The organism is Amnibacterium sp. (assembly GCF_051956055.1).
Taxonomy (GTDB): domain Bacteria; phylum Actinomycetota; class Actinomycetes; order Actinomycetales; family Microbacteriaceae; genus Amnibacterium.
Genome location: NZ_JBQCGC010000089.1, coordinates 24168 through 48403 on the forward strand (window position 1 = coordinate 24168; position 24236 = coordinate 48403).

At 73.7% G+C, this 24236-nt stretch carries 20 protein-coding genes and 1 pseudogene; 11 read left to right on the forward strand and 10 right to left on the reverse strand.

Annotated elements, in window-relative coordinates; genetic code table 11:
* Positions 1–41: 41 nt before the first annotated feature.
* Positions 42–1118 carry a ribosome small subunit-dependent GTPase A gene (gene rsgA / locus ACTHLI_RS12845; protein ID WP_440184287.1) on the reverse strand — a complete coding sequence of 359 codons (1077 nt, stop codon included), beginning with the start codon at positions 1116–1118 and terminating at the stop codon, positions 42–44.
* Complete coding sequence (gene aroA, locus ACTHLI_RS12850) at positions 1115–2425, reverse strand: 3-phosphoshikimate 1-carboxyvinyltransferase (protein ID WP_440184289.1); 1311 nt, start codon at positions 2423–2425, stop codon at positions 1115–1117. Before aroA ends, rsgA begins: the two co-directional genes overlap by 4 nt.
* A gap of 170 nt (positions 2426–2595) precedes the next feature.
* Here aroA and ACTHLI_RS12855 point away from each other — a divergent pair, with 170 nt between their 5' ends.
* Both ACTHLI_RS12855 and ACTHLI_RS12860 read left to right on the forward strand, forming a co-directional pair.
* Positions 2596–3372, forward strand: a complete 777-nt coding sequence (locus ACTHLI_RS12855; protein ID WP_440184334.1) for a sigma-70 family RNA polymerase sigma factor — start codon at positions 2596–2598, stop codon at positions 3370–3372.
* Positions 3373–3377: 5 nt separating this feature from the next.
* Positions 3378–3617 (forward strand): zf-HC2 domain-containing protein, encoded by a 240-nt coding sequence (locus tag ACTHLI_RS12860; RefSeq protein ID WP_440184291.1) that lies wholly within the window; start codon positions 3378–3380, stop codon positions 3615–3617.
* A gap of 73 nt (positions 3618–3690) precedes the next feature.
* Here the strand turns inward: ACTHLI_RS12860 and ACTHLI_RS12865 are convergent, their stop codons facing one another.
* On the reverse strand, positions 3691–7452 hold the full coding sequence (locus ACTHLI_RS12865) for a multifunctional oxoglutarate decarboxylase/oxoglutarate dehydrogenase thiamine pyrophosphate-binding subunit/dihydrolipoyllysine-residue succinyltransferase subunit (RefSeq protein ID WP_440184293.1): 3762 nt from the start codon (positions 7450–7452) through the stop codon (positions 3691–3693).
* 97 nt (positions 7453–7549) lie between these two features.
* Here ACTHLI_RS12865 and ACTHLI_RS12870 point away from each other — a divergent pair, with 97 nt between their 5' ends.
* On the forward strand, positions 7550–8983 hold the full coding sequence (locus tag ACTHLI_RS12870; RefSeq protein ID WP_440184296.1) for a GuaB1 family IMP dehydrogenase-related protein: 1434 nt from the start codon (positions 7550–7552) through the stop codon (positions 8981–8983).
* 66 nt (positions 8984–9049) lie between these two features.
* Here the strand turns inward: ACTHLI_RS12870 and ACTHLI_RS12875 are convergent, their stop codons facing one another.
* Entirely contained in the window at positions 9050–9967 is a 918-nt protein-coding gene (locus tag ACTHLI_RS12875; RefSeq protein WP_440184299.1) for a ketopantoate reductase family protein, read from the reverse strand.
* A gap of 93 nt (positions 9968–10060) precedes the next feature.
* On the opposite strand from ACTHLI_RS12875, the gene ACTHLI_RS12880 reads away from it, so the two are divergent.
* Both ACTHLI_RS12880 and ACTHLI_RS12885 read left to right on the forward strand, forming a co-directional pair.
* Positions 10061–11404 (forward strand): hemolysin family protein, encoded by a 1344-nt coding sequence (locus ACTHLI_RS12880; protein ID WP_440184302.1) that lies wholly within the window; start codon positions 10061–10063, stop codon positions 11402–11404.
* Positions 11401–12438 carry a hemolysin family protein gene (locus tag ACTHLI_RS12885; RefSeq protein ID WP_440184305.1) on the forward strand — a complete coding sequence of 346 codons (1038 nt, stop codon included), beginning with the start codon at positions 11401–11403 and terminating at the stop codon, positions 12436–12438. The genes ACTHLI_RS12880 and ACTHLI_RS12885 overlap by 4 nt, the downstream gene beginning before the upstream one ends.
* Before the next feature lie 9 nt (positions 12439–12447).
* On the opposite strand, the gene ACTHLI_RS12890 is transcribed toward ACTHLI_RS12885, so the two are convergent.
* Positions 12448–13062 (reverse strand): HAD family hydrolase, encoded by a 615-nt coding sequence (locus ACTHLI_RS12890; protein ID WP_440184308.1) that lies wholly within the window; start codon positions 13060–13062, stop codon positions 12448–12450.
* 39 nt (positions 13063–13101) lie between these two features.
* Between ACTHLI_RS12890 and ACTHLI_RS12895 the strand changes: the two genes are divergently transcribed.
* The 6 genes from ACTHLI_RS12895 to ACTHLI_RS12920 all read left to right on the forward strand — a co-directional run bounded on the left by ACTHLI_RS12895 (position 13102) and on the right by ACTHLI_RS12920 (position 19426).
* Entirely contained in the window at positions 13102–13929 is an 828-nt protein-coding gene (locus ACTHLI_RS12895) for an ADP-dependent NAD(P)H-hydrate dehydratase (protein ID WP_440184311.1), read from the forward strand.
* Between the two features lie 93 nt (positions 13930–14022).
* The gene (locus ACTHLI_RS12900; RefSeq protein ID WP_440184313.1) at positions 14023–14448 is read left to right on the forward strand and encodes an FMN-binding protein; all 426 of its coding nucleotides are present in this window, start codon (positions 14023–14025) and stop codon (positions 14446–14448) included.
* Positions 14432–15325, forward strand: a complete 894-nt coding sequence (locus ACTHLI_RS12905; RefSeq protein ID WP_440184316.1) for an FAD:protein FMN transferase — start codon at positions 14432–14434, stop codon at positions 15323–15325. Before ACTHLI_RS12900 ends, ACTHLI_RS12905 begins: the two co-directional genes overlap by 17 nt.
* Positions 15322–16863: an FAD-dependent oxidoreductase gene (locus tag ACTHLI_RS12910; protein ID WP_440184319.1), complete on the forward strand. Its 1542-nt coding sequence runs from the start codon at positions 15322–15324 to the stop codon at positions 16861–16863. The genes ACTHLI_RS12905 and ACTHLI_RS12910 overlap by 4 nt, the downstream gene beginning before the upstream one ends.
* Positions 16864–16905: 42 nt before the next feature.
* A complete protein-coding gene (locus tag ACTHLI_RS12915) occupies positions 16906–18159 on the forward strand; it encodes a glycosyltransferase 87 family protein (protein ID WP_440184322.1) in 1254 nt (417 codons plus the stop codon).
* A gap of 10 nt (positions 18160–18169) precedes the next feature.
* On the forward strand, positions 18170–19426 hold the full coding sequence (locus ACTHLI_RS12920) for an MFS transporter (RefSeq protein ID WP_440184325.1): 1257 nt from the start codon (positions 18170–18172) through the stop codon (positions 19424–19426).
* Positions 19427–19568: 142 nt separating this feature from the next.
* Here the strand turns inward: ACTHLI_RS12920 and ACTHLI_RS12925 are convergent, their stop codons facing one another.
* The 5 genes and pseudogenes from ACTHLI_RS12925 to ACTHLI_RS12945 form a co-directional block, all read right to left on the reverse strand.
* Positions 19569–20189, reverse strand: coding sequence for a response regulator (locus tag ACTHLI_RS12925; protein WP_199706488.1), 621 nt, complete (start codon positions 20187–20189; stop codon positions 19569–19571).
* An 85-nt stretch (positions 20190–20274) separates the two neighbouring features.
* Positions 20275–21585 carry a hypothetical protein gene (locus ACTHLI_RS12930; protein WP_440184328.1) on the reverse strand — a complete coding sequence of 437 codons (1311 nt, stop codon included), beginning with the start codon at positions 21583–21585 and terminating at the stop codon, positions 20275–20277.
* Positions 21582–22775 carry a sensor histidine kinase gene (locus ACTHLI_RS12935; RefSeq protein ID WP_440184330.1) on the reverse strand — a complete coding sequence of 398 codons (1194 nt, stop codon included), beginning with the start codon at positions 22773–22775 and terminating at the stop codon, positions 21582–21584. Before ACTHLI_RS12935 ends, ACTHLI_RS12930 begins: the two co-directional genes overlap by 4 nt.
* Positions 22776–22918: 143 nt before the next feature.
* Positions 22919–23587: a response regulator transcription factor gene (locus tag ACTHLI_RS12940; RefSeq protein WP_440184332.1), complete on the reverse strand. Its 669-nt coding sequence runs from the start codon at positions 23585–23587 to the stop codon at positions 22919–22921.
* 53 nt (positions 23588–23640) lie between these two features.
* Positions 23641–24236 (reverse strand): annotated as a pseudogene (locus ACTHLI_RS12945) (homoserine O-acetyltransferase MetX); the annotation flags it as partial.

A 24236-nucleotide genomic window follows, 5' to 3' on the forward strand; every position in this document is an offset into this window, starting at 1 on the left:
ACACCGTACGGGCAGGACGGCCCGCGCGTAGACGGCGGGCGTCAGTCGTCGGCGCCGATGACGCGGCCGCCCTGCGCGTCGAGCAGCCGTTGGAGCGACTCGAGGCGTCGCCGGCCCGCGTCGCCGAGCTCGCCACCGGCGACCCGGTCCACGATCTCCCAGTCGTGCGCGTCCGCGAGCGCGATGCCGTCTGGCGGCTCGGCGACCGGCCGGGCCCGGGCGGCGAACGAGCGGAGGATGTTCGCCGGGTCGACGTGCCCGAGGCCGAAGGACCGGATGCCGGGGGTGTCGATCACCCAGCCGGCGGCGGGGAGCCCGGCCGCGCGCTCCTCCTCGGTCGCGTGCAGCCGGAGGGCCACCGATGACGACGACGTGTGACGCCCCCGCCCGGTGACGGCGTTCACCACGCCGGTCGCGCGCTGCGCGTCAGGCACGAGCGCGTTCACGAGGGTCGACTTCCCGACGCCCGAGTGCCCGACGGCGACGGTGGTGCGGCCGAGCAGCAGCGCGCGGAGCGGCGCGAGGTCGTCGCCCCGGCGCGTGGTGAGGATCGGCAGGTCGATCGGCGCGAACTCCGCGACGAGCGGGGCCGGGTCGGCGAGGTCCGTCTTCGTGACGAGCACCAGCGGGTCGATGCCGGCGTCGAACGCGGCCACGAGGTAGCGGTCGATGAGCGCCGGCCGCGGCTCCGGGTCGGCGGCGGCCACCACGCAGAGGAGCTGGTCCGCGTTCGCGACGACGACCCGCTCGACCTCGTCGGTGTCGTCCGCGCTGCGCCGGAGCACGGTCCTGCGGGGCTGGATCCGCACGATGCGGGCGAGCGAGCCCTCCTCGCCGGTCAGGTCGCCGACGACGTCGACGAGGTCGCCGGTGACGACGCCCTCCTTGCCGAGCTCGCGGGCGCGGGTCGCAAGGATCGTCCGCTCGTCGTCGGCGCCCTCCTCGACGAGCACCTGCATGCGGCCGCGGTCCACGGTGACGACACGGCCCGGCACGGCCGTCTCGTGCGCGGGGCGCTGCTTCGTGCGGGGGCGGGTGCCCTTCCGGTTCGGCCGGATCCGGACGTCGGACTCGTCGTACTCCTCGTACGGCTCGTCCGCGTCGGTCAGCCAGCTCACGGCAGCATCCGGGTCCAGAGGTCGACGAACCCGGGCAGCGTCTTCGCGGTCGACGCGACGTCCTCCACCACGAGCCCCGGCGTGACGAGGCCGAGCAGCGCGCCCGTCGTCGCCATGCGGTGGTCGGCGTAGCTGCGCCACGGCCGCTCCCCGGCGACCGGGCGGCCGCCGTGCACGACGAGCCCGTCCTCGAGCTCGTCGACCGCGATGCCGACCGCGCCGAGCTCGGCGGCGAGCGCTGCGAGGCGGTCCGTCTCGTGCCCGCGCAGGTGCCCGATGCCGGAGAAGACGGACGGGCCGTCGGCGAAGGCCGCGAGCCCGACGAGCGTCGGCGCGAGCTCGCCGCCGGCGCCGAGGTCCAGCTCGACCGGCTGCAGCGGGGCGGATGCGACCCCGGGCCCCGAGACGACGAGCGCGCCGTCTCGCAGCTCCACCTCGGCGCCGAACGCGGCCAGCCACTCCCGCAGCCGGTCGCCCACCTGCGTCGTCGCGCCCGGCCAGCCCGGTACGGCGACCCGCCCGCCGGCGAGGACCGCGGCGGCGAGGAAGGGCCCTGCGTTGGAGAGGTCCGGCTCGATCGCCACGTCGCGTCCGGCGATGCGGTGCGGTGGCACGCTCCAGCGGGCGGAGCGCTCGTCGACCTGCTCCTCGGCACGCACCCCGCGGGCCCGGAGGGCGTCGAGCGTCATCTCGATGTGGGGGAGGGAGGGGAGCCGCGCGCCGCGGTGCTCCACCTCGAGCCCCGACGCGAACCGGGCGCCGGAGAGCAGCAGGCCGGAGACGAACTGGCTCGACTCGGAGGCGTCGATGAGCACCAGGCCGCCCTCCACGCGGCCCGCGCCGCGCACGGTGAACGGCATCGTGCCCCGGCCGCCGTCGTCCACCTCCACGCCGAGGGCCCGGAGGGAGAGGATCGTCGTCGCCATCGGGCGGAGCCGCGCCCGCTCGTCCCCGTCGAACCGCACGTCGCCGTTGGCGAGCGCCGCGAGGGGCGGCAGGAACCGCATGAGCGTCCCCGCGAGGCCGACGTCGATCGAGGCGCCGCCGGTGAGCGGGCCCGGCTCGACGACGAGGTCGTCGCCGTCCCGCTCGATCCGCGCACCGAGCGAGGCCAGCGCGGACGTCATCAGCTCGGTGTCGCGGGCGATCAGCGCGTCCCGGAGCCGCGAGGGGCCGTCGGCCAGCGCGGACAGCACGAGCTCACGGTTCGTGAGGCTCTTCGAGCCCGGCAGGCGCACGGTCGCGTCGAGCGGCCCGGGCGCGGTCGGCGCGGGCCACACCTCGGCGGAATAGGTCGCGTGCACCATCGGTTCCAGCCTAGGACCGGCCCGCGAGCGACGAAGGAGGACGCATGGTGATCGCACTGCTCACCGCCCCTCCGGAGACCGTCCTGACGCCCCAACTACACTTCCTCGGCATGTCCTCCCCGTCCGGGCCAGACCGCTCCGCCGCCGACGCCGCGGAGCTCGAAGCGCTCATCGCATCGCAGGACGACGCGGACGAGCAGCTCGACGAGGACCCGGACGAGGACTCGATCGACGACGAGGCCGACCAGGCGGAAGGCCCGGACGCCGCCGAGGAGGAGACGCTCGACGAGACGGTCGAGGAGGCCCTCGACGACGAGGAGTCCGAGGACGCCGCGCCGGACGCGCTGCAGCTCCGGGCGCTGTTCGAGGAGCAGGCGCTGCCGTTCCTCGACCAGCTCTACGGCGCCGCGATGCGCATGACCAGGAACCCGGCCGACGCGCAGGACCTCGTGCAGGAGACCTTCGTGAAGGCGTTCGGCGCCTTCCGGTCGTTCCAGCAGGGCACGAACCTGAAGGCCTGGCTGTACCGCATCCTCACGAACACGTACATCAACAGCTACCGGAAGAAGCAGCGCGACCCCTACAAGTCGTCGACGGACGACCTCGAGGAGTGGCAGCTGGGCGAGGCGCAGTCGACCACTTCCGCCTCCCGCACCTCGCGCTCCGCGGAGGCGGAGGCGATCGACCACCTCCCGGACTCGACGGTCAAGGACGCGCTGCAGTCGATCTCCGAGGACTTCCGGCTGGCCGTGTACCTCGCCGACGTCGAGGGCTTCTCCTACCAGGAGATCGCCGACATCATGCACACCCCCGTCGGGACGGTGATGAGCCGCCTCCACCGCGGCCGTCGCCTGCTGCGGGAACGACTGACCGAGTACGCGCAGGAGCGCGGGATCGCGATGGGCGCAGTGTCGCGCCGCGCCGCGCCCGCCAGGAAGGGAGCCTGAAGGCCATGACGGACTGCGGCTGCGAGAAGGCGAAGGCCGATCTCGAGGAGTACCTGCACCAGGAGCTGGAGCGTCGCGAGTACGCGGACATCTCCGAGCACCTGGCGCACTGCAGCGACTGCGCCGACGAGGTGCACCTCGGCCGCGTGCTCACCGAAGCCGTCAAGCGGGCCTGCCGCGACGCCGCTCCGGAGGAGCTGCGCACGCAGGTGATCTCGAGCCTGCGGCTGACGATCTCCCACTGACCTCCGTCGTTCAGGAGAAACGGCGTCTGCCGGGCAGATTCTCCTGAACGACGAAGGTCGGCGGGGGCGCCGCTCAGCGGGCGAAGACCCGCTGGATGAGGTCGAGCTGCTCCGCCTGGTGCCGCTTCGCCGATCCTGCTGCAGGGGAGGCGGAGGCGGGGCGTGAGACGACCCGGATCTCGCGCTCGTCGGCGAACCGGCCGCGCAGCATCTCGAGCTGCACGAAGGGCGCCGCGCCCTGGTTCAGCGGCTCGTCCTGCGCCCACACGATCTCCGCCGACGGGTAGCGCTGGAGCACCTCCGCGAGCTCGGCCCTGGGCACCGGGTAGTACTGCTCGACCCGGACGAGCGCGGTGCTGAGATCCTGACGCTTCTCCGCCTCCGCGAGCAGGTCGTAGTGGATCTTGCCCGCGTGCAGCACGACGCGCGTGACGGCGGCCGGGTCCTGGATCCTGGCGTCGTCGATGACCGGCGCAAACGAGCCGTTCGTCAGGTCCTCCACCGAGCTCGTCGCGCCGCGGAGGCGCAGCATCGACTTCGGCGTGAAGACCACGAGCGGGCGGCGCGGGCGCGCGGTGGCCTGCCGCCGGAGGAGGTGGAAGTACGACGCCGGGGTGGAGGGCTGCGCGATCGTCATGTTGTCCTGCGCCGCGAGCTGGAGGAAGCGCTCGATCCTCGCCGACGAGTGGTCGGGGCCCTGCCCCTCGAAGCCGTGCGGCAGCAGCAGCACGACGCTCGAGCGCTGGCCCCACTTCTGCTCGGAGGCGGAGATGTACTCGTCGATCACGATCTGGGCCCCGTTGACGAAGTCGCCGAACTGGGCCTCCCAGCAGACGAGCGCGTCGGGGCGCTCCACCGAGTAGCCGTACTCGAAGCCGAGGGCGGCGTACTCGCTGAGCAGCGAGTCGTAGATCCAGAACTTGCCCTGATCGTCCGCCAGGTGGGCCAGCGGGGTCCATTCGGCGCCGGTCTCCCGGTCGTGGAGCACCGCGTGCCGCTGGGTGAACGTGCCGCGACCGGAGTCCTGGCCCGCGAACCGCACCGGGGTGCCCTCGAGCAGCAGGGTGCCGATCGCGAGCAGCTCGCCCCACGCCCAGTCGATGCCGCCGCTGCGGGTCTGCTCGGCGCGCTTGGTCATCAGCCCCTGCAGCTTCGGGTGCACGGTGAAGCCGTCCGGCGCGTTCGCGAACGTGTCGCCGATCCGCTGCAGCACGGCCGCGTCGACCGGCGACGGCGCCGGCTCGCCCTCGTCGCGCTGCGCTGACGGCATCTCCAGGTCCGCGACCCGGTCCGCGTTCGCGTCCGGCTCGGGCGCGATCACGGGGATGCTCGCCGTCTGCGCCTCGTGGGTCTCCAGGAACGCCTGCTCGAGCCGCGACTGGAAGTCGCGGTGCGCGTCGTCGTACATCTCCTGGGTGATGTCACCGCGACCGACGAGGGCCTCGGTGTACAGCTTCCGGACGCTCCGCTTCGCCTCGATGAGGTTGTACATGACCGGCTGGGTCATCGACGGCTCGTCGCCCTCGTTGTGCCCGCGGCGCCGGTAGGTGACGAGGTCGACCACCACGTCGCGGTGGAACTCCTGCCGGTACTGGAACGCGAGCTCCGCGACGCGGGCGACCGCCTCCGGGTCGTCCCCGTTCACGTGGAAGATCGGCGCCTGGATCGTCTTCGCGACGTCCGTCGCGTAGATCGAGGTGCGGCCGTCGGTCGGCGGCGTCGTGAACCCGATCTGGTTGTTCACGACGATGTGGACGGTGCCGCCCGTGCGGTAGGCGCGCAGCTGCGACATCTGGAGCGTCTCGACCACGACGCCCTGGCCGGCCATCGCGGCGTCGCCGTGGATGAGGATCGGCAGCACCCGGAAGGTCGCGACCGGGTCGCGGTCCTGCTTCGCCCGGACGCTGCCCTCGAGCACGCCGCCGACCGTCTCGCGGTGCGACGGGTTCGCCGCGAGGGTCACGGGGAGGGTCTCGCCGGTCGCGGAGACGTACTCGCCCTCCGTGCCGAGGTGGTACTTCACGTCGCCGGAGCCCTGCACGGTCTTCGGGTCCTGCGTGCCCTCGAACTCGCGGAAGATCTGCCCGTAGGTCTTGCCGCAGATGTTCGTCAGCACGTTGAGGCGCCCGCGGTGGGCCATGCCGATGGCGGCCGAGTCGAGCGCGTCCTCCTCCGTCGCCCGCTGGAGCACCGTGTCGAGGAGGGAGATGAGGCTCTCCGAGCCCTCCAGGCTGAACCGCTTCTGCCCGACGTACTTCGTCTGGAGGAACGTCTCGAACGCCTCGGCCTGGTTGAGCTTGCCGAGGATCCGCATCTGCTCGGAGTGGGTCGGCTTCTCGAAGGGGCGCTCGAGGTTCGCCTGGAACCACGCGCGCTGCGCGGGGTCCTGGATGTGCATGTACTCGATGCCGACGGTGCGGCAGTAGCTGTCGCGGAGCTGCCCGAGCACGTCGCGCAGCCGCATGCTGCGCTTGCCCGCGAAGCCGCCGACCACGAACTCGCGGTCGAGGTCCCAGAAGGTCAGGCCGTGCGTGCGGACGTCGAGGTCCGGGTGCATCCGCTGCTGGTAGACCAGCGGGTCCGTGTCGGCGAGCAGGTGACCCCGGACGCGGTAGGCGTTGATCAGCTCCTGCACCCGCGCCGTCTTCGACACGTGGTCGGCGAGGTCGACGTTGATGTCCTGCGCCCAGTGGATCGGGTCGGACGGCACGCGGAGCGCGGCGAAGATGTCCTCGTAGAAGTGCTGCTCGCCGATCAGCAGGTGGTGCACGATCCGGAGGAACTCCCCGGAGCCCGCGCCCTGGATGACCCGGTGGTCGTAGGTCGAGGTCAGCGTGATCGTCTTCGAGACGCCGAGGTCGATCAGCGTCTTCTCGCTCGCGCCCTGGAACTCCGCGGGGTACTCGAGGGCGCCGGCGCCGATGATCGCGCCCTGGCCGACCGTGAGCCGCGGCACCGAGTGGACCGTGCCGATGCCGCCGGGGTTGGTCAGCGAGATCGTCGTGCCGGTGAAGTCCTCGACCGTCAGCTTGTTCGTGCGCGCCTTGCGCACGAGCTCGTCGTACGCGGCCACGAACTCGGCGAAGTGCATCGTCTCGGCGCGCTTGATCGACGGGACCAGCAGCGCACGGGTGCCGTCGGGCTTCGGGATGTCGATCGCGAGGCCCAGGTTGATGTGGCCCGGCTGCACCACCGACGGCTTGCCGTCGATCTCGGCGTAGTGCACGTTCTGGCTCGGGAACTCCATCAGCGCCTTGACGAGCGCCCAGCCGATGATGTGGGTGAAGCTCACCTTGCCGCCGCGGGCCCTGCGGAGGTGGTTGTTGATGACGATCCGGTTGTCGATCATCAGCTTCGCCGGGATCGTCCGCACGCTCGTCGCGGTCGGGATCGACAGGGAGGCGTCCATGTTCGACGCCAGCGTCTTGGCCATGCCGCGCAGCGGGGTGACGACGTCGTCGTTCGCCGCACCGGACTGCACCCGCTGGGCAGGGGCGTCCGCCGGGATGGGCTTCTTCGCGGCCTGCTGCGGAGGCGCGGCCTGCTGCGGAGGCGCCGCGGGCGCCTTCGGCTGGGGGGCGGGCGCGTCGCGCGGCTCCGCCGCGGCCGTCGGGGGGTTCGGCGCGTCGCTCGTGATCGTCCGCGCGGAGTCCTCATGGGGGAGGAGCACCGCATCCGGGTCGACCGGGTGGTACGCCTCGAGCACCGGCCACCACGACCGGTCCACCGAGTCCCGGTCCGCGATGAACCGCTCGTAGAGCTCGTCCACGAGCCACTCGTTGGCGCCGAACTCGCTCCCGGCACCCTCCTCGGTACTCGTCAACTGATCCGACACCGACTCTTCGCCCACGTCTGTTCACTCCCTGGAATCGCCGCACCCGAGGGTACGCCGGTCGGGGGTGGGTTCGGGCTGGACGGATACCGTTTCGGACATGCGTTTCCTCAGCGCGCCGCCCCCGTACGACCTGACGTACTCCGACGTCTTCCTCGCGCCCGTCCACTCGGGCGTGTCGAGCCGGCTCGACGTGTCCCTCGCGCCCGACGACGGCACCGGTGCGACCCTCCCGATCGTCGCCGCGAACATGAACTCCGTGACCGGTCCGCGGCTCGCGGCGACGCTCGCGCGACGCGGTGGTCTCGGCGTCCTGCCGCAGGACCTGCCTCGGGCCGACCTCGAGGCGGCGATCGCGTGGGTCAAGGCGCAGTCGACCCGCTGGGACTCCGCGATCGAGCTCGCGCCGAAGGCCACGGTGTGGGACGCGCAGCGCCTGGTGACGGGCGGCGCCGACCGCGGCGTCGTCGTCGTGGACAAGGACGGGACCGTGCAGGGGACGGTGACGGCCGCCGCGCTCGCGGACGCCGATCCGGGGACCCGGCTGCGCGACCTCCTCGCGCAGGCGCCCGCCGTGATCGACGCCTCCGCGCCCGGTCCGGAGGAGCTCTTCCACCGCTGGGAGGACCTCGCCGGCGCGGGGTTCGCGGTCGTCGTGGACGGCGGCCGCGTGGTCGGCACCGCGAGCAGGCGCAGCCTCGTGCGGCAGGCGATCTACACGCCGGCGCTCGACGCGCAGGGTCGGCTCCGCGTGGCCGCGGCGATCGGCATCACCGGCGACGTCGCCTCCCGCGCCAGGGACCTCGCGGCGCTGGGCGCCGACGTCCTCGTGCTCGACACCGCGCACGGGCACCAGGAGGGGATGCTGCGGGCGCTCGAGACGGTCGCGGCGCTCGGGCTGGGCCTCCCGCTCGTGGCGGGCAACGTCGTGACCCCGGAGGCGACGCGCGACCTCGTGCGCGCCGGCGCGTCGATCGTGAAGGTCGGCGTCGGCCCCGGCGCGATGTGCACGACCCGCATGATGACGGCGGTCGGGCGGCCGCAGTTCTCCGCGGTGCTCGAGACCGCCGACGCCGCGCACCAGCTCGGCGCGCACGTGTGGGCGGACGGCGGTGTGCGCTACCCGAGGGACGTCGCGCTCGCCGCGGGGGCGTCCTCCGTGATGATCGGCTCGTGGTTCGCCGGCACGGTCGAGGCGCCCGGCGTCATCGAGCGCGGCGCGGACGGCGCCCTGTTCAAGCAGAGCTGGGGCATGGCCTCCACCAAGGCGGTCAGCTCCCGCTTCGGCGACCGGGACCCGTGGGAGCTGGCGCGGAAGGAGCTCTTCGCGGAGGGGATCTCGAGCTCGCGGATCCTCATCGACCCGCTCCGTCCCGGCGTCGAGGACCTGCTCGACATGATCACGACGGGGGTCCGGTCGTCGTTCACCTACGCGGGCGCCGCCGACCCGGTCGCGTTCCGCGAGCGCGCGACCGTGGGTGTGCAGTCGGCCGCCGGCTACGAGGAGGGCAAGCCGCTCCCCGTCGGCTGGTGATGCTGGTTCGACGCTCCGTCTCTGGATCGACGGCGCGCTCGGTCGGATCAGGGACGGGGCGTCGGATCAGGCGAACTCGGCGAGAAGCGCGTCGACGGGAGTCGCGACGCCGTGGAGGCGACCGAGCCGCGCGATCTCCCCGTTCAACCAGTCCGTCTCGACCGTGCCCTGTCCGCGCCTGACGCTCTGCCAGGTCGACCCGCCCGACCGGTCGTGGCCGCCCACCGGCTGCGCCCCGTACCCGCTGACCTCGCGCGCGTACGTCGCGTCGTCGACGACCGGCAGCCCGGCCGCCGCGAAGGCCGCGGACGCCTCCTCACGGGCGAGCCGGGCGAGCCGGTCCGCGCCCTCCTCGTCGGCGCGCCCGCACAGCGCCTCGACCGCGTTGCCGACGTTGCGGAGCAGCTTCGCCCGCTTCCACGACATGACGTCCTCGACGGCCCGGCTGCGGAACCCGGCCTCGGTCAGATCTTCCACGACGCGACGGTCCACGTCGTCCGTGCCGCCGGAAGCGCGTCCGATCGTCAGCACCCCGGCGACCGGCGCGCCCTCGCCGATCACGACGCCGGGTTCGAGGTGCGTCGCGGGCAGGTTCACGCAGATTCCGTGCACGTCGGGGCCGAGCCGCAGCGCCGCGTCCTCGTTCGCGATCCCGTTCTGCGCCATGAGCAAGGGGAGGGCCTCGGCCGCCCGGAGGTCGTCGACCTCCTCCACCGCGAGGTCCGCGAGCACGCTGGCGGTCTGCTGCGACTTCACCGCGATGACCACGACGTCGTCCGATCGGAGGCCGAGCCGCGCGACGGTCGGCGCGACGGGCGGTCGCACGCGGAGATCGCGGTCCGGCCGCCGCACGAGCAGGCCGTCGGCGGCGATCGCGTCGCCGTGCGGGCCCCGGGCGACGAGCGCGACCTCCCGCCCGGCGTCGGCGAGCAGCCCGCCGATCACCCCGCCGACGCCGCCCGCTCCCACGATCACGTACCGCACGCGTCCATCCTCCGGCCCCCCTGATCCACGAACGCGGCCGGTACACTCGTGCGCCTGATGGACGATCATTCGCCCTGCCCGCCGGTCGCCTAGATGCTCTGGTTCGATCTGGTCCTGCTCGGCGTCGGCGTGGTCCTCACGTTCGGCACCGGGCTCTTCGTCGCGGCCGAGTTCGCGCTCGTCAACCTCGACCGCTCGGACCTGGAGGCGCGCAGGCGGGACGGCGAGAAGGGGCTCGACCGCACGATCGCGGCGCTCAGGATCACCTCCACCCACCTCTCGAGCGCCCAGCTCGGCATCACGGTCACCACGCTGCTCGCCGGCTACACGTTCGAGCCGGCGCTGTCCGCCTTCATCGGGGTGCCCCTCGTCGCGCTCGGGCTGCCGGAGGCGGCGGTCGCGCCGATCGCGGTGGTGCTCGGCCTGCTCATCGCGACGGTGATCAGCATGATCCTCGGCGAGCTGCTGCCGAAGAACCTCGCGCTCGCCGGGCCGATCCGGGTCGCGCGGTTCGTGATGCCGTTCCAGACGGGCTTCACGGTGGTGTTCCGGCCCGCGGTGCGCGTGCTGAACGGGGCCGCGAACGGCGTCATGCGGGTGCTCGGGATCGAGCCGAAGGAGGAGCTGTCCGGCGCCCGCACGGCGCAGGAGCTCTCCTCCCTCGTCCGCCGCAGCGCCACCGAGGGGCTCCTCGACAGCGACACCGCGACGCTCCTCGAGCGCACGCTGACGTTCTCCGGGCACACGGCCGCGGACGTGATGACCCCGAGACCCCGCCTCAGCACCATCGCCAGGTCCTCCTCCGCCGCCGACGTGCTGGCGCTCGCGCGGCGCACGGGCTTCTCGCGGTTCCCGGTGACGGGCGACGGCGGGGTGGACGACGTCGTCGCGCTCGTGCACGTCAAGCAGGCGATGGCGGTGCCTCGCGAGCGCCGAGCGGACGTGCCGGTCGGCGCGATCGAGACGGAGGCGCTGCGCGTGCCGGAGACGATGACCCTCGACGCGCTGCTCGGCGAGCTGCGCGGTCGCGGGTACCAGATGGCCGTGGTGCTCGACGAGTACGGCGGGACGGCCGGGGTCGCGACCCTGGAGGATTGCGTCGAGGAGCTCGTCGGCGACCTCGTCGATGAGCACGACCGCACCCGGGCCGGCGTCGTCCGCGGCACCGACTCGATCACCTTCCCCGGCATGCTCCGCCCGGACGAGCTCCGCGCCCAGGTGGGCGTGCGGGTGCCCGAGTCGGGGCTCTACGAGACCGTCGCCGGGTACGTGGTCAGCGAGCTGGGGCGGCTGCCCGCGGTCGGGGACACGGTCAGCGCCGAGCAGGGCACGCTCGAGGTGCTCCGCATGGAGGGGCGGCGGATCGACCGCCTCCGGTTCCGGGCGGACCCGGAGGCGCCTGCCGACCGGGTCGAGGGTGCGGCGGCGGCGTCATGAGCGACTGGGCCGGGATCGGGTGGCTCGTGGTGCTGCTCGCGGTGAACGCGTTCTTCGTCGCGAGCGAGTTCGCGGTGATCTCCGCGCGGCGCTCGCAGATCGAGCCGCTCGCGGAGGAGGGGCGACGATCCGCCCGGGTCGCGCTCGGGGCGATGGAGCACGCGACCCTCATGCTCTCGACGACGCAGCTCGGGATCACGGTCGCGTCGCTGCTGATCCTGAACGTCAGCGAGCCGGCGATCCACCACCTGCTCGAGGGGCCGCTGCACGCCACCGGGCTCGGGGTGGACGCGGTCGACGTCATCGGCTTCGTGATCACCCTGCTGCTCGTGACGTTCCTGCACGTCGTGTTCGGCGAGATGGTGCCGAAGAACGTCGCGTTCTCCGTGCCGGATCGAGCGGTGCTGCTGCTCGCGACCCCGCTCGTGTTCGTGGAGCGCGTCTTCCGGCCTCTGATCCACGCGCTCAACGGGACCACGAACGCGCTCGTGCGCCTCGTGGGCGTCGAGCCGAAGGACGAGGCGAACAGCGCGTTCACGCTCGACGAGGTCGAGACGATCGTGGAGACGTCCCGTCGTGAGGGCACCCTCGACGACCTCTCCGGCACCCTCACGGCGGCGTTCGACTTCACCGAGAAGCGGGTCGCCGACGTGACGGTGCCGCTGTCGGAGATCGTCGCGCTGCCGGAGGACGCCTCGCCCGCGGATCTCGAGCGGGCCGTGGCGCAGAGCGGCTTCTCGCGCTACCTGCTCGTCGACGCGGAGGGGAACCCGACCGGGTACCTGCACCTGAAGGACGTGCTGGAGCTCGACGAGGACGACGAGGTCGACCGCCCGGTACCGGCGAAGTTCGTTCGCCGCCTCATCACGGTCTTCGCCGGCACCGAGCTGGAGGACGCGCTCGCGGTGCTGCGCCGCAGCCGCCAGCACCTCGCCCGGGTCGTCGAGCAGGACGGCACGGTGCGCGGCATCCTCTTCCTCGAGGACGTGATCGAGGAGCTGGTGGGCGAGGTCCAGGACGCCACCCGTCGCTGAGGGCGGCCGTCAGGCGAGCGCCTCGAGGAAGGCGCGGAGCGACACCGGGTCGGTGTAGACGTGCCCGGTCACGCCGATGGACTCGGCACCGCGGACGTTCGCCTCCCGGTTGTCGACGAAGACGAGGTCGCGCGGCGCGACGCCGAGCGCGTCCGCCGCGTGGCGGTAGATCGCGGGGTCCGGCTTCAGCAGGCGCAGCTCGCCGGACACGAACACCTGCTCGAAGAGCGCGCCCATGGGCGAGTACCGGAACGGGGAGCCGTAGTCCTCCGCGGCGTTCGAGAGCAGCGCCACCCGCGTGCCGCCCGCCTTCAGGTCCGCGACGACGCGGACCACCTCCGGGTCGGCCGTGGTCCACGCACGGAAGTCGAGCGACCACATCCGCTGCGCCTGCGGCACGTCCCACGCGAAGCCGAGCGCCCGCCCGATGCCGAGCCAGTACTCGGTCGTGGTGATGAGCCCCTGATCGAGACGGTCCCGGTCCGCGTCGTACGCGCGCCGGAAGTCGTCGGCGGTGCCGCCGGACGCGGCGACGAGCCGTGCCCGGTCCTCCGCGGACTGGGAGTAGGAGATCACCTCGCCGTAGTCGAAGACGACCGTGCGATGCGGGAGGGAGATGCTCACCCGAGCACGGTATCCAGCCGACGCTGGCACCCTCTCGGCATGACCAGGACCTTCTCGGCGGTGGAGGCGGCTCGCGCGATAGCCGTGCCGACCGCGGACAGCGACAAGTACTCCCGCGGCGTGCTCGGGATCGTGACGGGTTCGCAGAAGTACCCGGGAGCCGCGGTGCTCGGCGTGGAGGCCGCGTCCCGCACCGGCGTCGGCATGATCCGCTACCTCGGCCCCGAGCGGCCGGCCGCGCTCGTGCTCGCGCGGCGCCCCGAGGTGGTGACCGCCGACGGGCGGGTGCAGGCGTGGCTCTTCGGCTCCGGCACCGAGCCGGCCAGGGACGAGGCCGAGCGCGCGGCCCTCCTGGAGCGCCTCGGGCAGCGCCTGCCGACCGTGCTCGACGCGGGCGCGCTGGACCTCGTGGGCCAGGCGCAGGGCCCGACCGTGATCACGCCCCACTTCGGCGAGCTCGTCCCCGTGCTCGCCGCCGCCGGCATCGAGACCGGGAAGGACGAGGTGGCCGCCGACCCGGCGCGCTGGGCGGTCCGGGCGGCGGCGGAGACCGGCGTCACCGTGCTGCTGAAGGGGGCCGCCACGATGGTCGCGGACCCCTCCGGTCTGCGGCACGTCGTCCGCTCTGGGCAGCCATGGCTCGCGACCGCGGGCTCCGGCGACGTGCTCGGCGGCGTGCTCGGCGCGCTGCTCGCGACGCACGGCCCTGCGCTCCAGGAGGACCCGTCCGGCCTCGCGGATCTCGCGGCCGCCGCGGCGTGGATCCACGGCGAGGCGGGCAGCGTGGCAGCAGGCGGAGCGCCCATCCAGGCGCTCGACATCGCCGACGCGATCCCGTCGGTCCTGCGAGCGCTCCTCGGCGCATAGGAGATGCAGAGGTGACACGGGCCGGGTCGCCGCCGGCCTCCCGATAGCGTCGTGGAGCGACGGCGACCGCCGGAGACGAAGGGAGCCGCCCGAGTGACCATCCGCGCCCAGCACGCCGCCCGCGCCGCCTCCGCCGCGGCCCTCGCCGCCGTCGCGATGGGTTCCCTCGCCTCCTGCACGAGCCCGAGCGCGAGCGGGGCGACGCCGGTCGCGACCGGCGCGGGCGCCGACGCGAGCGGCACCAGGACCGCGACCGGCGGCTACCAGACGCCGGGCGGCCCGGAGTCCGTCCGGGTCACGCTGACCGCGAAGGCCGGCACGGTCACCGCGGTGCGCGTCGTCGGCTCGGGCGGTTCGCCGAACGCGCAGCAGTACCAGGCGGCGTTCATCTCGGGCATCGGCGCCCAGGTCGTCGGCAAGCCGCTGGCGAGCCTCGAGGTCGGCGCGGTGAGCGGCTCGTCGCTGACGGCGAACGGGTTCAACGCCGCGCTCGAGAAGATCCGTGCGGACGCCGGCTGACGTGCTGCCGCCCGGCGCCACGACCAGCGTCGGCTTCGAGGCCATCGGCACCGGGTGGACCCTGACCACCGTCGACCCGCTGGCGCCCTCGCTCGTCGACCGCGTGCGCGAACTGGTCGACGGGTACGACGCGACCTGGTCGCGATTCCGGGGCGACTCGGGCGTCGCCCGCGTCGCGCGGGGCGAGACCGTCGACCTCGGGCCGACCGCACCCGCGCTGCTGGACCTGCTGGGCGACCTCGCGCGGCGCACCGGCGGGGCCGTCGACCCGTGCGTGGCCGCGTCCCTCGAGCACCTCGGCTACGGACCGGGCGGCGGGCTCCGGGCGGCCGACGGGCACCTGCCCGCGCCCGCGGCGCGGATCGTGCGCACCGGCACGCTCGTCACGGTCGACCCGCCCGCGATGCTCGACGTCGGCAGCGCGGGCAAGGGCCAGCTGGTCGATCTCGTCCACGCGGAGCTCGCCGCGGCCGGCCACGCGGGCGCGCTCGTCGACGCAGGCGGGGACATCCGCGTCTCCGGCAACCCCCTCCGGGTCGCCCTCGAGCACCCCTTCGACCCCACGGCGGCGGTCGGCGTGGTCGAGGTGGTCGACGGGGCGATCGCGGGATCCGCCGTGAACCGCCGCGCCTGGAACGTCGAGGGCGGCAGGCGCCTGCACCACGTGCTCGACGCGCGGACCGGTGAGCCGGTCGCGTCGGTGGCGGCGACCTGGGTGCTCGCGGACACCGCGCTGCTCGCCGACGCGCTCGCCACGGCCCTGTTCTTCGTCGACCCGGAGGCGCTCGCCGGCGTGGCAGGGTTCCGGTACGTGCGGATGCGCACCGACGGGATCGCCGACTGGTCGCCCGACCTGCCGGGGGAGGTGTTCACATGAGGTCGGCCGTCGCCACGATCGACGGGGCGCTCGGTCGGATCGCGATGCTCCGGCTCGTGCTGCTCGCCCTCCTCGTGCTCGTCGCGTCCTCGCTGGTCCTGTCGCTGGTCGGAGCGCTGCAGCTGCCGTTCACCGCGCTGCTCGCGACGCTGATCGCGACGGTCCTCGGCTCCGTCGTCGGGGACCGGGTGATGGCCTGGCTCGCGGGTGCGCATCCCGTCGGCGACTCGGCGCTCGTGACCGGCGCGATACTCTTCCTGGTCGTCTACCCGTCGACCGACCCGGCTGTGGTCCTCCTCGCCGCCGCCGCGGCGCTCGTGGCGAACGCGTCGAAGTACCTGATCCGGCTCGGGGGCCGGCACGTGCTGAACCCCGCCGCGACCGGCCTGTTCGTCGTCGGGCTCACCGGCATCGCGGGCTCCGCGTGGTGGGTCGCGACCCCGGTCCTGCTGCCCGTGCTGCTGCTCGCGGTGGCGGCCGTCGCGGTGCGGACCCGGGTCGTCGGTCCGGTGGTGGTGCTCGTCGTCGTGGGCGCGGCCCTGCAGGTGGCGATCGTCGTCGCCCACGGCACGGCGCCCCTCGACGCGCTCGCGGTCCTGCCGTCCACCCCGCTGCTGTTCCTGGCCGGGATCATGTTCACCGAACCGATCACCCTGCCGCCGCGTCGCGGGCAGCGGTTCGCGGAGGCCGTGCTCGTCGCCGTGCTGCTCGCGGTGCCGTACCTCGCGCCGCTGCAGCTGCTGACGCTCCGTCCCACCCCGGAGCTGGCCCTGCTGATCGGCAACGTGTTCGCGGTGCTCGCGGCCAGGCCGACCGCGGCGGACCTCCTGCTCGTGTCGAAGCGGGCGCTGACACCCACCGCCGTCGAGTACGCGTTCCGCCCGTCGCGGCCCCTGCCGCACCGCGCGGGCCAGTACCTCGAGCTGCAGCTGCCGCACCGGGAGGCTGACGGCCGCGGCATCCGGCGCAGCCTCACCATCGCGTCCGCGCCCGACGAGGCGGACGGGACGGTGCGGGTGGCGGTCCGCAGGCGCGCGCCCGGCAGCACCTTCAAGCGGGCGCTCGACGCGCTGCCGGAAGGGGGCCGCGCGCGGGCCGTCACCGTGTCCGGCGGGTTCACCCTGCCCGAGGACCGGAGGACGCCGCTGCTCCTCGCGGCGAGCGGCATCGGGATCACACCGTTCGTCAGCCAGCTCCGGGACGACGCGGCGGAGGTCTCGGCCGGGGCGCCCCCGCGCGACGTGCTCCTCGTCGACCTCGTCCCCGCGGCGGACGAGGTGGTGTACCTGCCCGAGCTCGCGGCGACCGGCGTGCGGGTCCTGCTCGTCTGCAGCGACGCCGCCGCGCTGCCGCCGCTGCCCGAGCACTGGCACGTCGCGACCGCGTTCGACGCGGCGGCGCTCGCCGCCGTGCTGCCCGATCCTGCCGAGCGCACCGCCTTCGTGTCCGGGTCGCCGCGGTTCCTCCGCACCGCTCGCGCCGTGCTGACCCAGGCGGGGGTCCGGCGGATCCGCACCGACGCCTTCGCCGGCTACTGAGCGGCGGGGGAGGTGTCCGCTCCGGCCGATAGGTTCTCCGTCGTGAGCGACGCGCGGCGCCCCGCCTCCTCGGTGCTCGACTGGGCGGCGCTCGCGGTGGGCTTCCTGGCCGTGCACGTCGTGCTCGGCGTGCTCTGCTTCGTGATCGCGCCGAACCAGCCCGCGGGGGACGTGACCGGCGTCTACCGCTTCTGGATCGACTACTGGCACACGGCCGGCGTCCTCGTCGGCATCGACACCGCCTGGGTGTACCCCATCGGCGCGCTGCCGCCGATGATCCTCGCGGGCGTCCTCGGCGACGGTCCCTACCTGCTGCTCTGGCTCGTGCTGGTCGCGGTGCTCGACGCGGTGGCGCTCGTGCTCGTCGCGCGCCGCGGCCGCGGCCTCGCCTGGTGGTGGCTGCTCTGCACCGCGCTCATCGGGCCGGTCGCGGTCGCGAGGATCGACGGCGTCGCGCTGCCGTTCGCCGTCGTCGGGGTGCTGCTGCTCGCGGAGCGGCCCGGGGTCGCCGCGGTGCTGCTCACCGTCGCCGCCTGGGTGAAGGTCTGGCCGGCGGCGATCGTCGCCGCCGTGCTCATCGTGCGCCGCAGGATCGCCTCCACGATCTCGGCTGCGGCGCTGACCTCCGCGGTGATCATCGGCCTCGCGCTGCTCGCCGGGGCCCGCGGCACGGTGTTCTCCTTCGTCTCCGAGCAGGCGAGCCGCGGCATCCAGGTGGAGTCGCCCGTCGCGCTGCCGTGGCTGTGGTCCGCGGCGCTCGGCGACCAGGGCGTCGGCGTGTACTACGACACGGACATCCTGACCTTCCAGATCCGCGGCACCGGGGTGCAGGCGGTCGCGGCCGTGATGACGCCCGTGCTCGTGATCGGTGTGCTCGTACTCGTGCTCCTCGCCCTCCTCGCCCGTCTGCGCCGCGCGGCGGACGAGGAGGTGCTCGCGGTCACGGCGCTCGGGTTCGTGAGCGCGCTGATCGCGCTGAACAAGGTCGGATCGCCCCAGTACCTCACCTGGTACGTCGCCCCCGTGCTCCTGGGACTGCTCGTGGCGCCGCGCCGCTTCCGGCTGCCCGCGGTGCTCGTCCTCGTCGCAGCGGGCCTCACCCAGCTGATCTACCCCTGGTACTACGGCGGGGTGACCGCGCCGGATCCGGTGGTGATCGGCGTGCTCACCGCCAGGAACGCGATCGAGGTCGCCCTGTTCGTGTGGTGCCTGGTGGTGCTGCGCACGGTGCCGCCTGAGCCGCGGCTGCGCACCGCGACACCGCGGTCGGCCGAGGACGCCCGGGAGCCCGCGTAGGCTGACGGTGATGGGTCCCGACGTCCGCGACCGGGCGTCCGCCGACCCGGTGCAGCACTCCCGCGGCGCCGTGGTGCTCGCGCTCCTCGCCCTCGCGCTCGGCGGCTTCGCGATCGGCTCGACCGAGTTCGTGGCCTCCGGTCTCCTGCCGGACATCGCCCGCGAGCTGCTGCCCGCCGCCTGGGCGCGCTCGAGCGAGGACGCGATCGCGCAGGCGGGGATCCTGGTCTCCGCGTACGCGGCGGGCGTCGTGGTCGGCGCACCGGTGCTCGCCGCGGTCGGCGCGAAGCTGCCGCGCAAGACCGTGCTGCTCGCGCTGCTGGTCGTCTTCGTCGTCGCGACGGTCGCGACCTCCCTCCTGCCGACGTTCGGACTCGTCGTCGCCGCGCGCTTCGTGGCGGGGCTCCCGCACGGCGCCTACTTCGGGGTCGCGACGGTCGCCGCCTCCGAGCTGCTCGGGCCGGGCAACCGCGGGAAGGCCGCGACCTCCGTGCTCGCCGGCCTCACGATCGCGAACGTCGTCGGGGTGCCCGCCATCACGGCGATCGGGCAGGCGGCGGGGTGGCGGATCGCCTACCTGGTCGTCGCGGTCGCGTTCGCCCTCACCTTCGTGGCGGTGCTGGTGGCGGTCCCGAAGGGGCCGGGGGACCCGACCGCGACGATCGGCAGCGAGCTCCGCGCCTTCGGCCGGGTGCAGGTGTGGCTGGCCGTCGCGCTCGGCGCGATCGGGTTCGGCGGCCTGTTCGCGGCGTACACCTACGTCGCGCCGATCACGACCGAGGTGACCCGGCTTCCGGCGGGTGCCGTGCCCGTCGTGCTCATCGTGTTCGGGCTCGGGATGACCGTCGGCAACTTCGCCGGCGGCCGGTTCGTGGATCGCGGCATCCGGCGCGCCGTGATCGCGGGCTTCGTGGGTACCCTCGTCTCGCTCGTGCTCCTGCTGCTGACCGCACGCACGCCGGTCGGGCTGTTCGCCGGGGTGTTCCTGATCGGCGTGTTCGCGTCGGTCCTGGGGCCCGCGATCCAGGTCCGGCTCATGGACGTGGCGCACGGGTCGACGACGATCGCCGCGGCGTCGACCCACTCCGCGCTGAACATCGGCAACTCGCTGGGCGCGGCCCTCGGCGCGGTGGTCATCGCGGCCGGGCTCGGCTACCTGTCCCCGATCGCGGTCGGCATCGCCGTCACCGTGCTGGGCCTCGGCATCGCCGCCGTCGCGTTCGGGCTGGAGCAGCGCACCCTTCGCCGCTCCGCGCCCAGCACCTGAGCAGGCTCATGCCTCTTCAGCAGGCTGCGCAGGGCGCTTCCGGCCTGCCGGAGTGCGAACAGCCTGCTGACGTGCTCGGGCATGCCGTGGACGACGAAGCGGCCGGCCTCCGTGTGGAGACCGGCCGCTTCGTGACGGGCGCTCAGTCCGTCTGCAGGAGGATGCCGTCCTGGATGGCGCGCTTGCGCAGGGCGACCTTGGTGCCGACGTCGAAGCCCGCGACGCGGTACTTCTCGCGGATCCGCTTGAGGTACGACTTGGCCGTCTCCTCGGAGATGCCGAGCTCGTAGGCCACCGTCTTCACCGGCTCGCCGCCGCCGTACAGCGCCATCACGCGCCGCTCCTGCGCGGAGAGCTTCGGGGAGCCGCCGACGTCGCCCGAGTTGATGGCGAGATCGAGCTCCGCGGAGATGTACGACTCGCCCCGGCCGGCGGCGCGGATCGCCTTGACGATCATCGAGATGTCCTCGGACTTCGGCACGTAGCCGAGCGCGCCGGAGGCGAGGGCCTCCCGCACGATCTGCGGCTCCGAGTAGCTCGACATGAGCACGGTCGCGACCCCGGTCTGCTTCAGCTGCGCGAGCCGGAGCGAGACGGGGGAGTTGTCCTTGAGGTCGACGTCCATGAGGACGACGTCGACCGGGAACTTCGGGTGCGTGAGCAGCTCGGTGAAGGTGGTCACCGCGGCGACGAGCTCGATGTCCTCGTAGCCGCGGATCCACTCGGTGAGGCCGCCCAGCAGCATCCGGTGGTCGTCGACCATCGCGAGGCGGATGGTCCGGGTGTCAATGGTCACTCGCGTGCTCCGGTTCTGGGGGAAGGACAGGGGAGGAAGACGTTCAGGTGCGTCAGCGGTCGGCCGGTCGATCGACCACGCAGTCGATCTCCACGCAGAGGCTGCCGCCGCGCTGCGAGTCGGTGTGCCGCCCGACTTTCCGCATAGCGTCCCACGTGGCCGGGTCGACCCGGCTGCGCGCCACGCCGGTGGTCTGGACCACGATCGGGACGTGCATCGTGCGGGCCCTGCCCTCGGTCGCGCGCGCGGGCCCGACCGTGATCTCCACGGTGACCCTGGCCGCGGAGCGGCGCGATCGCTGCGGCGAGTCGCCGAGCGTCAGCCACACGGCCTGCAGGAGTCCGTCGCGCTGCACGGGGTCGAGGAGGCCGGCGAGCGAATCCGGGTCGGACAGGGTCACGGCCCGGCCGAGCAGCTCCGACTCGCTGATCGCGTGGTACAGCCAGGTCTGGCGGCGCCCCTCGATGAGGTGCAGGCGCAGCTCGGTCGCGAGCTCGGCCGCCGCCTGCGCGGTCGCGGGGTTCAGCGGGAGGCGGGTGCGTCCGGAGGCGATGCCCTCCATCAGCTGCTCGGCCGCGAGGTCGAGCCGAGCGAGCTCCTCCGAGGCCATCATGCCGACGGAGAACCGCGGCGCGGTCGTGGTGGAGGCCACGAGCACGCGCTCGAGCTCGTTCGAGACGATGCGGCGGAAGACGTGGACGATCCACGCGGCGACGATCGGCGGCGCGATCGCCTTCGCGATCATTGCGGCGCCGTCGATGAGCCCCGCAGGCGGGGTCGGGGTCTGCAGCGCGGACACGCCGAGCAGGACGACGAGTGCGATGCCGAGCACCGCGGCCGCTGCCGTGATGCTGCGGCTGGACCGCACGCCGACCATCGCGAGGAGCACGTAGCCCGCAGCCGGAGCGGCGGTGAGGTCGTGTCCGAGGTCGCCGTTCGCCCACACGGCCGCGGCGTCGAGCGCGACGACGACCCCGAGGCCACCGACGATGCCGAGGCTGACGAGCGAGTCGAGCACGTCGCCTGCCGTGCGGGCGGCGATCGCGAGCACCACGAGCAGGCCGGCGAGGAGCAGCCAGGCGAGCGCGGCGAGCCCGGGCTCCGCGTACGCGTCCCACTCGCCGGCGAACCGAGCCACATCGAAGCAGAGCAGGAGCACGGCGATGAGCGTCGCGGCGATGCCGATGAACCCGGTGCCGAGGCTCGTGCGGGACGAGCGCAGCCGCTCCGACGGGAGGTGCGGGAGGTGCGGGAGCCGGAGCGCCGGCAGGCGGCGGTGCGGCTCGTCGACGACGGGCCGCACGCGGAGATCGCGGCGGTGCGGCATCGCGGGCGCTGCGTCCCGCTCCGGGGCGACGGTCATCGGGGCATCTCCAGGACGACGGTGGTGCCGGAGCCCTGCGCCGAGAACACCCGGGCGGTGCCGCCGGCCTCCTCGATGCGGCCGACGATGGACTCCCGGTACCCGAGCTTGCCCGCGGGCACCGCGGCGGGCTCGAAGCCCACGCCGTTGTCGGTGACCAGCGCGCGGACGCTCGCCTCGTCGTCGGTGATCGTGACGTGCGCCTCCTCGACGCCCGAGTGGCGCCGGACGTTCTCGAGGCACTCGGAGAGCGCGAGCAGGAAGGCGTCGAGCCGGTCGGGACGCAGCGACACCGTGCCGGCGCCGTGCCAGCTGACGTCGAGGCCGAGGCGCTCGAACCGGGCCCGGATGGCCTGGAGGCTGTCGCTCTTCAGCCCGTCGCCGCTCGTGTCGGCGTGGCTGGTGCCGCTCACCGAGATCGGCCCGGGGGAGAGGCGCAGCTGCCGGAGCAGCCGGGCGTCGTCGCCCGCCTGGCGGCGCAGCGCCTCCCTGCTGACGCCGACGCCCGAGTGGGCGAGCAGGGTCAGGGTGGCGAGCACCGTGTCGTGGAGCAGGCGGGCGCCCTGGCGGCGCTGCGCCTCCGTCTCGCTCGCCTGCCGCTCGCTGCGGTGCGCGCGGCCGATGGAGGACACGCGGCGCGCGGCGCGGAGCAGCGCCGCGGACAGCACGGAGCCGGCCACGGTGAGGCCGAGCCAGGACGCGAGCACCGAGGCGCCGACGAGCCCGAGCGCCGCGTCGCCCGAGAAGAGCACGATGGTCGTGATCAGGGTCACCCCGAAGGCGCCGACCAGAACGATCATCCTGCCGAGGCTGATGGTCAGCACGATCGAGACCGCGGCGACGGAGCCGGCGACGAGCAGGCGGACCGCGTCGACCGCGCCGGCGCTGACCGGGAACGGGGTCGGCTCGCCGAAGAGGCCGTCGAACACCCCGATGGTGCCGAGCCGCACGAGGACCGCGGTGAGGAGACCGCCCCCGACCGCGAGTGCGGGCCAGAGCATCGCCCTGGTCATGCCGATGCGGATGAGCGCGACGACGAGCAGCGCGTAGCCGGGCGCGACCAGGAGGAGCAGCCCGGGGCGCGGGTCGCTCAGCACGACGAGGACCAGTGAGGCGCCGGTGCAGACGAGACCCACGAGGCGCGCGCTGATGCCGAGGAGGCGGTCGCGCTGTTTGAGGATCCGTTCCATGACTTCCCGTGTCCGTGGTGCCGTCGCGCACCCGGTCGGGCGGCGCCGGGTCATGGAATCACGGTGCTCGGAGCGCGCAAGGTTGCCACACCGGTTGAAGGTTTTGCGTGACCTGCGAACCTTCCGCGAGTGGTATCACCGCCTCACTCGGGCGGGATCCAGCCCTCCCGGATCGCGTGGCGCCGGAGGAGGACCTTCGTGCCGAGGTCGACCCCGGCGAGCAGGTACTTGCGGCGGCCGCGCTTGATGTAGCTCTTCGCCGTCTGGTCGGTCGTGGCCATGTGCACGGCCACCTCGTGGACGCTCCGGCCCTGGGCGTACAGCTGCAGCGCCGTGAGCTCCTGGCGGCCGAGGCTCGGGTCGGCCCGGTTCGCCCAGGCCTCGAGGGCGTCGCGGACGGCGGGCGAATGGTGCGCGCGGCCGTCGGCGGCGGCGTGCACCGCGGCGACCAGGTGCTCAGCGGGCTCGTTCTTCGGCACGAGCGTCACGGCACCGGCGGTGAGGGCCGCGTGCACCGTGGCGGCGTCCTGCGTGCGGGACAGCGCGACGACGGCGATCCCGCGCTCGTGCAGCTGCTGGACCTTGGCCTCGAACGGCACGTCGTCCTCGAGGCCGAACTCGACGACCACGACGTCGACCGGGAACGCGGGGTGCTCGAGCAGCGGGCGCCAGTCCGTGAGCGCCACCGCGACCTCGATCCTGGCCCTCGGGGCCGAGAGCCGGGCCGCCAGCCCCTCGACGAGCAGGAGGTGGTCGTCGATGAGCGCCACACGGACCCGGTGGCGGCGCGTCTCCGCTCCCGCTGTCGTCATCGCGCCTCCCGGGCACCGATGCTAGGGGCGCCGGAGGCGACGGGCGCGCGGCGTCAGGCCTCGAGGAGGCGGCGGAGGGCCGCGCCGACGGCCTCCCGCTCGATCAGGAACGCGTCGTGGCCGAAGGGCGAGCGCACCAGCGTCGGCTCCCCGCCGTCGAGCGCGCCCGTCAGGTGGCGCGCGATGCGGGCCTGGTCGGCCACCGGGTAGAGGCGGTCCGTGTCGATGCCGAGCACGAGCGCCGGCCCGGCGAAGCGGGCGAGCGCCGCCTCGACGCCGCCGCGGCCGCGGCCGACGTCGTGCGAGCTCATCGCGTCCGCAAGACGGATGTAGCTGTTCGCGTCGAACCGCCGCGTGAACCGGTTGCCGTGGAAGTCGAGGTAGGACTCGACGGCGAACCGTCCGTGATGGCCGAGGGGCGAGACCCCCGACTGCCAGGAGCGGCCGAACCGCTCGTTCAGCTCGCTCCCGCTGCGGTAGCTGAGCAGCGCCATCCTGCGCGCGAGCGCGAGCCCGCGGTGCGGGCCGTCGCCCTCGACCGCGGCGTAGGAGTCGCCCCCCCGGGAGCGCGGATCGGCCCGCACCCCCTCCGTCTGCACGAAGGTCAGGGCGATCTGGTCCGCGCTGGCGGCGGCGGGCGCGGCGAGCA